This is a genomic window from uncultured Aquimarina sp., from assembly GCF_947492965.1.
Lineage (GTDB): Bacteria > Bacteroidota > Bacteroidia > Flavobacteriales > Flavobacteriaceae > Aquimarina.
The window spans coordinates 269,338-282,276 of the sequence record NZ_CANLOZ010000005.1 but is presented as its reverse complement, the minus strand read 5'-3'; the positions used below and the strand labels follow the sequence as shown (position 1 = coordinate 282,276).

The 12,939-nt window shown below is 32.6% G+C and carries 9 protein-coding genes; 1 reads left to right on the top strand and 8 read right to left on the bottom strand.

The window, feature by feature from the left end:
- Positions 1 to 35: 35 nt before the first annotated feature.
- The 5 genes from Q1B37_RS14800 to Q1B37_RS14780 all read right to left on the bottom strand — a co-directional run bounded on the left by Q1B37_RS14800 (position 36) and on the right by Q1B37_RS14780 (position 8,859).
- Complete coding sequence (locus Q1B37_RS14800) at positions 36 to 1,919, bottom strand: OstA-like protein (RefSeq protein ID WP_299899676.1); 1,884 nt, start codon at positions 1,917 to 1,919, stop codon at positions 36 to 38.
- 162 nt (positions 1,920 to 2,081) lie between these two features.
- The gene (locus Q1B37_RS14795) at positions 2,082 to 2,606 is read right to left on the bottom strand and encodes a hypothetical protein (RefSeq protein ID WP_299899675.1); all 525 of its coding nucleotides are present in this window, start codon (positions 2,604 to 2,606) and stop codon (positions 2,082 to 2,084) included.
- 143 nt (positions 2,607 to 2,749) lie between these two features.
- Positions 2,750 to 6,553, bottom strand: coding sequence for a M48 family metallopeptidase (locus Q1B37_RS14790; RefSeq protein WP_299899674.1), 3,804 nt, complete (start codon positions 6,551 to 6,553; stop codon positions 2,750 to 2,752).
- 274 nt (positions 6,554 to 6,827) lie between these two features.
- The gene (gene fabV, locus Q1B37_RS14785) at positions 6,828 to 8,021 is read right to left on the bottom strand and encodes an enoyl-ACP reductase FabV (protein WP_299899673.1); all 1,194 of its coding nucleotides are present in this window, start codon (positions 8,019 to 8,021) and stop codon (positions 6,828 to 6,830) included.
- Between the two features lie 220 nt (positions 8,022 to 8,241).
- On the bottom strand, positions 8,242 to 8,859 hold the full coding sequence (locus Q1B37_RS14780; RefSeq protein WP_299899672.1) for a trimeric intracellular cation channel family protein: 618 nt from the start codon (positions 8,857 to 8,859) through the stop codon (positions 8,242 to 8,244).
- Between the two features lie 272 nt (positions 8,860 to 9,131).
- On the opposite strand from Q1B37_RS14780, the gene trxB reads away from it, so the two are divergent.
- Positions 9,132 to 10,100, top strand: coding sequence for a thioredoxin-disulfide reductase (gene trxB / locus Q1B37_RS14775; protein ID WP_299899671.1), 969 nt, complete (start codon positions 9,132 to 9,134; stop codon positions 10,098 to 10,100).
- Between the two features lie 58 nt (positions 10,101 to 10,158).
- Here trxB and Q1B37_RS14770 read toward each other — a convergent pair whose 3' ends face one another.
- From Q1B37_RS14770 to Q1B37_RS14760, 3 genes are all read right to left on the bottom strand, one after another.
- A complete protein-coding gene (locus Q1B37_RS14770) occupies positions 10,159 to 11,016 on the bottom strand; it encodes a DUF2807 domain-containing protein (RefSeq protein ID WP_299899670.1) in 858 nt (285 codons plus the stop codon).
- 216 nt (positions 11,017 to 11,232) lie between these two features.
- Positions 11,233 to 12,015, bottom strand: a complete 783-nt coding sequence (locus tag Q1B37_RS14765) for a DUF4440 domain-containing protein (protein WP_299899668.1) — start codon at positions 12,013 to 12,015, stop codon at positions 11,233 to 11,235.
- A gap of 164 nt (positions 12,016 to 12,179) precedes the next feature.
- Positions 12,180 to 12,899 (bottom strand): head GIN domain-containing protein, encoded by a 720-nt coding sequence (locus Q1B37_RS14760; RefSeq protein WP_299899666.1) that lies wholly within the window; start codon positions 12,897 to 12,899, stop codon positions 12,180 to 12,182.
- Between the last annotated feature and the right edge of the window lie 40 nt (positions 12,900 to 12,939).

The window sequence follows — 12,939 nt, the reverse complement described above, 5'->3', positions numbered from 1 at the left end:
TATCTTACTGGTAGGTTCAACGTTAAAAGGATGCATCACTTTTCTCTGTTAACAGTGTCTGTTTTTTTCGTGTTTTTAAGCGTTGTTACTGTAATGCTATCCCTTTCTTTTGCAGTGCGATTTAGGTTTGGGTCTACAAAGCTTACCTTTTTGGACTTCCTTTTGGAAGAGGTAGAATCTTTTTTCTTAAGGTTATTCAATTCCTCGTTGATTTTTTCTTCTGTAGATTTATCTAGCTCTTCATTAGTTTCTTTAAGCTCAGCATCTTCTAGTCTCTGCTCTAATAATCGAGAACCTTCGGACTTGTTTTCTTCCAAACGTTTTAAGGTTTCTTCATCAAAGAAATCTTCATCTTCTACGGGTAATGGAATTCCAGTGATCTTCGTTAGTTTTGGAGGAGATTCTCCTCTAAAAAGATCTTTTTTGCTAAGTATCTGTTCATCGCCACGCCATACAAAACCAGATAATTCTCTTGCATTTTCTGGCAAATCGATTTCTCTATATAAAGTGCCATCAATATTTTGATAATAATAAACATCAACAATTTCTCTTTGCTCGAGTAGCAGTTTTATAGAACTGGATAATACTTTATTAATACCAATCAATTTTAATTCACCTTCACTTTCCCTTTGATAAAAAATTGTCTCGGTGTTTTTGTCAATATCTACTTGGTATATCTCATTATCTTTAAAAAGTCCATAGAGCGTTTGTCCTTTGACCTGATTGTAACCAGCTTTAAGAGTATCTTCTTGAACAAGAAATGCATTTTGATATACAACAAGAGAATCTAATTTCTCAGTTTCTGTATTAGAAATGATTTTGATTGTATCTCCTGTCATCTGATTTCTCTGAGACCATAAAATGGGTCTGCCTACCATTTTAGTATAACCAGTAGTTTGGTCTACATTAATAGAATCACTCTTTCCACTCATATTACTTTTAAAAATTCGAGCATCATAAAAGCCATTCATGATTCTATGTTCAGGTTTTCCTGTAACCATAAGTGTGTCACTATGAATGTAAATAGAGTCTTTTTCTTGTAAGGTAGCTGCTAAAGCCCTTTTGGTGATAAAAACAGAATCTTTGTCTTTAAAAACTTCGGCATAATGGCCCGTGATAACAGAATTATTAGCTGTATCTAAAACCTTGATATTATTAGTAGCAGAAGCAAATTGTATAGCACTGTTATAGAAGATACTATCTCCAAATACGGTACGATTGTCATAATCAATTCGCGCATTTTTTATGGCATAGCCTGTTTTTACTTTAGTATCATAAAAACCACGTTCACAATATAGTGTACTTTCTTTTCCTTTTACAGTAGAAGGACCATATAAATACGCATGGCCATTTTCGGTATAGTAATCTAAGCGATCGGAATCTACCGTGTTTTCTGGATTTACAATTTTCACTTGGGTATTAAATGAATATTGTTTTCTATCCATAAAGTACCTTCCGATTTTACTGGTTAACGTATTAGAAGAATCTTTTACCGTTCCACCACTTCGGTAATATGCTTGTTGACGAAGTCTGTCAAAGAACAGCGTGTCTGTATTTAAAGTATTAGAAGGAGTCTCTAAAAAAACATTTTCTCTGGCATAAGCGAATTTACTATTACCATTATATTCTGCATACGCACTTGTCATAGTTAGGGTGTCACCTTGCTTCATTTTTACATTCCCAAAAGCTCTTACAAACTTGTCTTCTCCATAATGAACAGCTTGATCACACCAAATTTCAATTCCCTCATGTTCGATAAATACCTGTTTATTCACCTTCGCTAAAATTGTAGCTCCAGGAAAACGCTCTTCATTTTTAATGGTACGGTCTGATTGAACCTTAATTTTCTTGCTCTCTTGAGAAAAGGCAATTGAAGAAAACAGTAGTGTAAAAACTATATAGAAAAATGTGTTTTTCAAGTATTTCTGATTTGTCTGCAAAATAACGAAATTTGTATGTAATGATTGTACGTCTTCCGTTATAAATACTTTTCAAATGTTGTTTTGTTGCATTTTATCACTTAATCAAAAGATGATAGTGTAAGTATGTTACCCGTAGTTTTGGTTTCATGGAATTAAAGACTATAATCCCAAAGCTTTAAGCATTTTTTGCGCTCTTCCAGAAACTGATTTTCTAGTATCTGAAGTCAACCTTTCTAAGTGCGGAATGATCCATAATTTTAGATTCTCATCTTTTTTAGACCATTTGGTTAGCGTATTCATGGTCTGATTCAATACAATCCAATCATTATGATTAGCTAGGTTGTTTTTCATGATTTCCTTTGCTTGTTTTATTTGTCCATCACTCATATCTTTCTCTAACATTTCGAACAATTGAGACAAAGTCCATTGTGTAGAAGCTTGATCAATTATAGAAATCTCTGATAAAAATCTATCTATATATGGGATCAGTAAAGGTTTATTAACCTTACAAACTCGTTTCATAGCGTTAGAAGTTCTTAACCTAACAATTTCATCATTACTAAAATAACAATTGAATAGCTCATTAAAAAGTTCGTTTTCGGCTAATACTTCTTCAACTACTTCTACGGTATCACCTAAAGAATTGGGATGCCCACCTGTTAATCTTTCTTCAAAGTTTGTCATATATAATATGGATACAAATCAATTTATTTATAAAAGTAGTCAAAACTAATGTTTCTAATTATTAATTGCATTTTAAGAATAAAAAACCAGCCACTTTAGTTGGTAGCTGGCTGAGAAAGGATATATTTCCAAGTTATTAAAATTTAGTTTCCTAAAAATGGTTGTTCATGAGCAAATAATAGTTGATTTGCATGTTCTTTCCATATTTCTGGTGCTTTGTGTTCTGAAATAATATATCCCAAAGCGTACATATGTCCTTTGAAATATAGCCGTTGTTCTTTAATAATATTTTCGGCAGCCGTATAATTATTAGATTTAATGAACTCAATAAATTTATTCAGGTCTACAACGGAAACCCCCATTTGGTTAATTTCATTAATGATTGTTGAGTATTCATTTTTTTCTAGGATATTCCAGGCTAATGCATACCATATTGAATGACTATTTATACCTTCTTTCTCATCTAACAATTTAACATCATTTTTCATTTCTTCGCTAGCTCCTTCAGAAATGGCAAGAAACCTAAGAATAAATGGTTTAAATGTTTCGTTGGACTTAATAAAGCTATATGCCTCTTTTAATTTTCCTTTCGACATAAGTACGTATACATAGTATGGATCACCATTTATTTTATTAAGTTTTCCTTGGTCAATATTTAGATAATATTCCAGATCATCACTAGTAAAGTTTATTTTTAAAGGTCTTTTGTTTTTATTGATTTTTCTTCGAACTCTTTCAGCATCTAAAGCAATTACTCCTTTAAGACCATTTATCTTACTAGCTTCGTTAAAAGCTTCAAGACTCTTTTCCCAATTTTCATTTTGACCATAAATATTTGCAGCGGCGTAAGCTAACCACGAATGATTGGGCCATTTTTCATATCCCTGGACAAAAGTATTGTCTTGATATTTAGAATCTTCTAAACACCTTGTGTTTAGGTAGTATAAATCTGGATTGTCTTTTTCTTTCTCAAAGGACTGCTGAATTTCATTACATATTTTGTTTTTCTCATCATCGCCAACCATATCCATTTTGGCCCTTTTTGCAATAATGTCATTTCCTAAACGCTCTATTCTTTTATCAATTATGGAGTTAGGATTTTTTACATAGGGTAATAAACTCATCCAGGATAATAAATTGTTACTAGTGCTAGAATCCCATAAAACATGAGTATTAATTAGTTTGTTTAATTCTGTAGAATCCTCTACAATCGATATCATATCATAAGGATTATCACTATAGGCTACTAAAACGTCTTTTCTTGTTCCTTCATCATCCATTTCTGGTGGGGTTTCTAAAATATAATCCGCGTTGCTATGAAACCATCTGGAGGCTCCTATATTACGCTGCTTAGGTCTAAAACCATTTCCCGGTCCGTAGTAAGCCGTATATTCAAAGAAAACACCTGCGTTACTTACGTTATAAACATACTCTTTGCCAGGAGAACTCGTAGACTCCATAAAGTTTTCAATAACTTCTCCATTTGGATCATAGGCAACGATATGATAATCTGTGTTATGGTCTACAGATACTGTAATATTATCTTTTGTTTCAACTTCTAATTCCTTTTCTCCATTCAAGACTACGGTAACATCCATTTCTAGTCCGTTGTAAATGGTTAGATCTGTAGATTGAGAAAAGCTTCCTAGAAACAATGCTCCTCCTATTAAAGTTAAGGAAATTGCAAATTTAGCAGTAGCGCCAAAAAAGCCTTCACCTATGATAAATCGGTCCCATAGTTTTAACTTTCGTTGAATAGGTCTTTCATTACCACGAGTAAGCAATTTGTATGAATTTACAGTGTTGATCGGATCGGGTAATGTCCTTGTAATAGGAGTTTTGTTAAGAAATGATTTTTTAATTTCTTCTTCTATATCTAATAGATGTTCTAATGAAGAACTTCGTAAAAAGTTTAAGCCGTTTAATGCCTCTCCAGCCCAGCCATCGACTACCTCCGACCACTTACTTATATTATCACTTGTTGGTGAGGATAGTTTTAATTCTTCAAAAAAATCGGAGAATTTCTCTTTTGTGGAGTTAGCTAGTAGTTCTTTATTTAGTTTTATTTCGGTACTCTTCTGAAATGCAGAACGAATAGATTTGTAATAATCATTTCCGGAATTTATAATATCTGTAAGTTCATCTGAACTAACATTTCCATCTGCTAGCGCTATATTAACAACATTGTGATATTTTGTTGCAGCATCGTTTAAATCGGCAATAGCATGTTCAGCATAATGGACCAAACTACTAACAGATTTTAGATAGTCGTTCCAGTTACCACCTAAAAAAGTAGCAGCGTGATAATATGTAGATCGACATATCGTATCGTGTTTTTTAAGATCATCTAAAATCGAAGATTCTTCCTGTTCTAATTTTTGAAGAATTGTTTTAACATCTTTTCTTTTAATTCGTTCACCTCGATGCCAGATTTCTCTTTTTTCGATTGTTACTGCTTCATTAATGATAAGGTTTAAAGATAAAATCTCTTCTTTAACTTCCTTTAAAGCTTCTAGTTTTTCCGTGAGATTCGACTGATAAATAACATCAAAATTAGAAGTAATTTCACTTTCGGTTATATTCATAGAATACATCTCATTCGTATCTTTAAAATTTAAAGTGAAAAACCTATTTAAAAAATTAGATCGATATTTTGGATCTAAAAAAGTCCAGCTGAAATATTCTTTATCTTGAAATTTCAGAGATTCTTCATCAGATATTATCTCTGATTCAATTTTGCTGGTAGCGATTAATTTTGCAGTCATCTCTACTTCATATTTAGTAGCATCTGATAATAGGATTTCTGCAGGTCTTTCATCTATAGGAGCCGATATGTATATTTTTTTAGCGTTTTCTTCTCTGTCCTTATCGGCTGGATGAGTAGACCACATTTTTGGAGGGTTAAAGGCTCTATTTCCAAAAACTCTATGTAGCTCAGGATTAATATCTAATACTTTAGGTGATTTTCCATAAGTTGGATCGTCCAATACCCAAGACATTTTTTCTATATAATTAGTCTGTAGTTTGTATAAATTATAAATAGCCTTTTTATCATCTAATTTGGTGTTTACAGTATTTAAAGCATGGTCATATGCTTCGTCTGCAACTTGTAATTTGGATAATGCATGAATCAATGCATCGCTACCAGTTAATGATACGGCAACAAGATCTGCTTGAAATTCCATCTCTCTTGATAGTGCTCTTTGAGCAATCATAACCACGCTAAAACATGTTTCGATTAATGAACGAACTGCCCAAACCAGTATGGATAATATCCAGCCTATCCAGGCTATCCGAATGTCTATACTTGAAATACCAGCTAAGAAATTATCGAAAATGTCTCTTTTGTTAATTATTTGTACAGCTATCTGCTGTGCGATATAGACATATCTTCCAAGTAACATAGAACGTTGAGCGAAATGACCAAATTCATGCGCTAATACAGCTTTAAATTCACCAAGATTTAGAACATTCATTAATCCTAAACCAATTTCTAAGTTTTTCTTCGAGGGAAAGATTAAGTTGATAATTGATAAATCATATGATACACTTGCGTTAACACGAGGAGATAAAAATACTTTTTTTGGTCTGGGAGCTCCAGCTTCGTCGGCTAATTTGTATAAATAATCAAAAAGTACAGGCTCTTCTTTTTCTGTAATGAATACATCTAGTGGGTTTTTTTCTCGTTTGTTAAAAATAAAAAGAGATTTTATCATGAATAAGCTTAAAAAAGCATATCCACCAGCTAGTATGTAATTCCAAAAAGTATCACCTTCCATAAAGGAATAATAAGCTAATCTTCCAAACCAGATAATTAATGTAATATAAATAATAATAAAAAATAGGAGTCCAAGTACAGACAGCCAAACAAACTTTTTAAAAGAAGAAGAAGGTTTTGTTAATCCCTCTGGGATACTATGAGAACTTTTAGAGTATAAACTTTTCATTATACGCATTATTTGATGGTTAGTTAAAAAAGAACATTAGTCTATAAGAAAGCTAGACAACAATTGCCATGCATTTTGGAGACTATTGATTATGATGTTCTTAGGTAAGTGTCAAATACGCATAAAATGTTACCCTTAATAATCCATTTTTTTATATTAGGGATCAAATTATTAACTATCAAGTGTTTAATAATTAGGAGAAACTATTACAAACACTAACAATTAGATATCAAATACAGGTTTATAAAAAATGATTTTATAAGACTCAGTTAAATTAGTTCTGCAAACCAGGAATTTCTACGATTTCATTCACATCTTCATCATAATTCACTCCTTCTACTTTAAAACCAAAAAGGTTGAAGAAATCAGTGTTATAACCTTCGAGATCACCAATGCTTCCTAAAGTCTCCGTGGTTGCATTGTCCCATAAATCCTTTATTTGAGCTTGAATATCTTCTCTCATTTCCCAGTCGTCAACTCTTATTCTACCTTCCTTATCAGTATTTGGTTGCTCTGTAGTGTATAATCTTTCTGAGAATAGTCTTTCCATTTGCTCTATACAGCCTTCATGAACATTATTTTCTTTCATGATTTTGTATAGCAACGAAATATATAATGGGATTACCGGAATAGCTGAACTTGCTTGCGTAACTAAAGCCTTATTTACAGAAACATATGCTTTACCATTAATACTTTTAAGACTATCTGAAATTTTAAAAGCAGTAGCCTCTAAATCATCTTTGGCACGACCAATAGTTCCTTTTCTATACACTGGTTCTGTAAGTTTTGGTCCAATATAAGAATATGCTACTGTAGTGGCATTTGGAGCTAATAGATTTTCTTTTTGTAAAGCATCTATCCAAAAATACCAATCTTCTCCACCCATGACAGCGATAGTATTGGCTACATCTTCCTCTGTTGCGGGATCAATAGATATTTGTGATATATCACCTGTATGAAAATCTACGGTCTTGTTTGTATAAACACCGCCAATTGGTTTTAGAACCGATTTATGTTTTATACCTGTTTTGGGGTGTAATCTTACAGGAGAGGCAAGACTATAGATAATAAGATCAATTTGTCCAAGATCTTTTTTAATAAGTTCGATTGTTTGCTGTTTAATTTCATCAGAAAAAGCATCTCCATTAATGCTCTTCGCGTATAAACCTGCTTGATGTGCTTGCGTTTCGAAAGCAGCACTATTGTACCATCCTGGAGAAGCTGGTCTATTGGGCTTGGGAGGTTTTTCTAAAAATACTCCGATTGTTGCGGCATTAGAGCCAAAAGCACTTGTAATTCTGGAAGCTAAACCAAAACCTGTAGAAGCACCAATAACTAAAACATTTTTTGGACCTTCTATGGGATCTTTTGATTTGACATAATTTATTTGATTTAGGACATTTTTTTCACATCCTTTTGGGTGTGCCGTTAAGCAGATAAATCCGCGAGTTCTTGGTTCTATGATCATTGTGCAATTTCTTTTCCGATGTTACGAACATAGCCCAAAAACTACCTATTTCCAAAGAAATAATGGGATATTAGTATTTTTTTAAAATAAGATAAATTTAATCATGAAATCTATAAAAGTTTTCTAAAAAGAATATTATTTCTAATTCAGTTCGAATCACTTTCAATAAAAAGGTAAAACGTTTAGTTCTAGATAGTGAGTTTTTATGACAAAATTATTATTACTTTTTGGTAATAACTGTAAATAAAGGTAACGATATTCGATATTTTACAACGATTAAACGGATGACAATAATCAAGAGTGTTGTGCTTACGTAAATGATGTTCATAGGCGTATTGAGTTGATATAACACCATAAAACAAATTCCTCCAGCTATCGATGCAGTAGCGTATATTTCTTTTCTAAAAATAACAGGTATCTCATTACATAAGATGTCTCTAATAACGCCACCGAAACATCCTGTCATGGCTCCCAGAGCAACCGAGACTATAGGTGCAAGATCTGTTTGTATTCCTTTTTCTACTCCAATAATTGTAAAAATTCCTAATCCGATAGTGTCAAATAAAAAAAGAGATTTTTTAAGATAATCCAATTTATTTCTAAAGATGATAGATAAGATAGTAACGCCACTAATTAAATAAAGGTTTAGTGTATTTTGCATCCAGGAAACAGGTGTAGCACCAATCAATACATCTCTTAGTGTTCCGCCTCCAATAGAAGTTACAAAGGCAATAATGAATATTCCAAAAAGATCAAATTTTCGGTTCATTGCACTCAAAGCTCCTGAAATAGCAAATGCGATGGTTCCTAAGATGTCTAAAATATCAAAAAAAGTCATCCTTTTTAATTTTGATTAAATGTAGGGTATCTAATCTTAATTATGATTTTTTATGTTGATAATTATGGTTTTTCTTTAAGAATATTTGTTTTAATTTTTATTTTTATTTTAAAGTTGTCTGATAGTCAATTGCTTATTTGAAGATGTTCCGTAAAAAGTTCCAATAAATGATCTATTTAAGATGTCTATAAGTGGATAACAATTCTTAATAACTTTAGTGTAAGGTTTCTCTTCAAATTGCTACTTTTACATCAGTAATTAAAGTGAAGATTATGTCAGATACTATAGAAAGAATAAAATGCCTTATTATAGGTTCAGGGCCTGCAGGTTATACTGCGGCTATATATGCAGCAAGAGCAGATCTTAAACCGGTTATGTATACGGGTATGGAGCCTGGTGGTCAATTAACTACTACTACAGAAGTTGACAACTTTCCTGGTTATCCAGAAGGAATTGATGGTCCAACTATGATGGTGCAGTTACAACAACAAGCAGAGCGTTTTGGAACTGAGGTTCGTATAGGAATGGTAACTGCAGTAGATTTTAGTACAGAGGTTGGAGGAATTCATAAAGTTACTGTAGATAATACAAAGGAAATAGAAGCAGAGGCAGTAATTATTTCTACAGGAGCGACTGCTAAATACTTAGGATTACCAAGTGAGCAAAAGCTTAGAGGTGGAGGAGTATCTGCTTGTGCGGTTTGTGATGGATTCTTTTATAAAGGACAAGATGTTGCGATCGTTGGAGCAGGAGATACTGCAGCAGAAGAAGCAACGTATTTAGCAAATATATGTTCTAGTGTAACAATGCTAGTGCGTAAAGATTATATGAGAGCTTCTAAGGCGATGCAGCACAGAGTAAATGCTACACCTAATCTGAAAGTGCTTTATAATACCGAGGTAGATGAGGTTTTAGGTGATCAGGTAGTTGAAGGTTTACGAATGGTAAACAACCAAACAGGAGAAAAATCGGAAATTTCAATTACAGGTCTTTTTATAGCTATTGGGCATAAACCTAATACAGATATATTTAAAGGTCAGATTGATATGGATGATACTGGGTATATTATTACTGAAGGTAAATCAACAAAAACAAATCTTCCAGGTGTGTTTGCTTCTGGGGATGTACAAGATAAAGAGTATAGACAAGCTGTTACTGCGGCTGGAACGGGTTGTATGGCAGCCTTAGACGCAGAAAGATATCTTGCCACAGTTGAAACTAGTGAAGAAGTTTCTGCTTAAAAATACATTTGTTAAAAAAATAGCCTGATAAGTTTTAAAATTTATCAGGCTATTTTTTCTATAATTTCAATAAACCGGGACTGTAATCTATTTTTTTCTTATACAAAGTGGCTTCATTAGCAAATTGAGTCATTTTGATAATAGGTTCTCCTAAAAGATAAATTTCAGTTTCATCTTTTGCTTCAATAGTGATTTCATGATTGGTTATAACATAACAATCACTAGAACCTTCTGCGATTAGCGATGTTTTTTCTGAAGTTAACTTTTCTCCATAAAAATCTGTATTACCATCTGCTCTTAGTAGCATTGAAGTTGTTTTTCCTTCTAATTTTGCATATCCCTTTTGGTATAAATCTACTTTTAGGCTATCTGTTTCTACAATTCCTTTTAGTTCTGCATCATCATTTACTTGGTAAAAAGCCTCATTTGTTTGTACATGTAATTCTACATTTGATTTACCATTAGAAACACTGGTAGTTTGATCAGCTTCGATACTAAGGAATACTTCAGTGTCATCATTGGATTCGATTCTAATCGCAGGAGTTTTAATAAGAGCAGTTGATTTAAGGTGTACCTTATTATAAGATACTATTTTCTTTAAATCCTGAGCATATCCAATCTTAATATTTAGTGCTTTGGAGCGCTTTATTCTTTTGTCTGATTTAATTGTTAAAACACTATCTTTTACGCTTATATTGATGATTTCCTGTAAGTTACTGTCTGCTTCAATACTAATTAGATTATCACTGTCTTCCTGAATTGTAACTTCGAAATTATCATTGAGTTGTATGGTATGGAAGGCGTCGACGGATTTTTGTTCTGTCACAACAATTTTATTCCCTTTTATTTTTTCTTTCTGAGCATGTATATTTCCTAAGCTAATAATAAATAATGCAATAAGCATCCAAGTTCTCATAGTGCGAAAGTTTTTATTTTTAAACTTTAATTTTTTCATTTCAGTATAATTAATTTGCTAAAACTATCTGTGCAAATCATATTTGTACTATAAAGATAATTTTACAAAAGGACATATTCCAAAAGGTGTACCAAAAAAATAACCTCTATAGGATTAGAGGTCATTTTTATCTGTAAAGAGCAGAATGGACAGGTTGTGGTTTAAGTACAATATTAGTTAATTCAATTTCTTAGCTTCTTCTACTATTTTCCCGTTTTCACGAACGATCATCTTTGAAACTATCTTATTCTCTGTTACAAACTCAAAGGTTAGGGGACTCTGCTTATGAAAAAACAAGGTTTCGGATTGTGGATGCACAATGGATTGCATTTTACCAGCTTTAATTTCTAATAAATTGTCTTTTTTGGTGATAACCACGGTTCCTGTTTGTGGAGCTTTATAAGTGCCTAAATATTGCTCTAATATTTTATCTGATAGTAAAATTTCTTTCTTATCTGTATTCTGCGGAGCTGGTTGATGGTCATAACTCAATACTCTGGTCATTACCCATTGATCGTTTTTATGTTGCCATACATGTGTGAATTTTGCAATTTGGGTTAATTGTTCTTCCTTACCCTTTTCTGTTACATAAAATAGGTGTTCGCCACTAATAATAGCTCCGTAGTTGTTAAGCGGATATACCGCTACAGTTCCTTCTACTACTTCTCTTCGAACTTTAGGACCAGCTGGATTACACAATCCATTTTCTACAGTAGACATCATTTTTTGAAGCCCTTTGGTAAGTCCTCCTTTATCATGATAGAATTCGAAATCTTCTCTAAAAAAAGTTCGAAATTTTTCGATATTACAAGTGTTATAAGATTCCCAGAATTCTGAGTCTAGTTTTAGAATTGTTTGGGTTAGATCATTTTTTGGAGTTGGTTGTTGTGCTTGGATATGAAAGTTCGCAAACAATAGGATGCAAACCCATAGGGTGAAATAGTTTGATTGTGATTTCATTTTGTTTTTTGATTGATTGTGTTTTGAAAAAAATAAACCACCTGAAAAGCGTAAAATATCTAAATAACTTGTCTGTCAACAGTGGATGCTTTTCCGGTGGTTCGTATTTTTGGTTGGTGTGGTTGGTGGTTGGCTAGTTTGTATTTATTGGTTAGGTTTTAATTTTAATGTCTCTTTATGTTTCCTCCAGAATTTTCAACTTCATCAACTTTTTCTGGTGCTCCATAATAATTGATATTAGCTCCACTAGTTGCTTTTCCAGTGAATTGGTTTTTGGCATGAATTCTAATCATAGCACCACTAGTAGCTTTTGCTTCAGACACGAGACTTAATAATTCGTTAGCTCTAATGTCTGCGCCACTTGTAGCACTTGCATTATGGTTATTTACTTTTCCAGTAAGATCCATCATAGCGCCACTCGTTACTGATGTGGTAAGGGTTTCTGCTTTTACTTTTAATTCAATATCCGCACCGCTTGTTCCGCTAATTGCTAAGTCTTTTTGAACAACAGGTCCTTGAGAAGTTACACGAGAACCACTAGTTGCAGAGATTTTACCTAATTTATCATAAGATACATATACAGTTTTTTCATCTGCCTGATAGATGTTTTTATCAGAAGTAATATAAAGTGTTTCTTTTTCTACATAAACCTCTATATGTTGATGTAGATTTTCATTCGCTTCTATAATTACTTTTCTATCTTTTTTGTTTGTTAAAACTACGTCTAAACCTCGACTTGATTTTATAGTATCAAAGTTTTCGTTAATGGTCTTCTCTTTTTTGATTACTTCGCCTTCTCCTCTAATTCCGTCAAAAGCTATATTACAAGAGCAACATAAGGCAGTAACACATAAAGTAACGATGATTTTTGCTATTGTTGTCATAATTAAGATTGATTAATTTATTAAACTGTTCGTTTTTTGA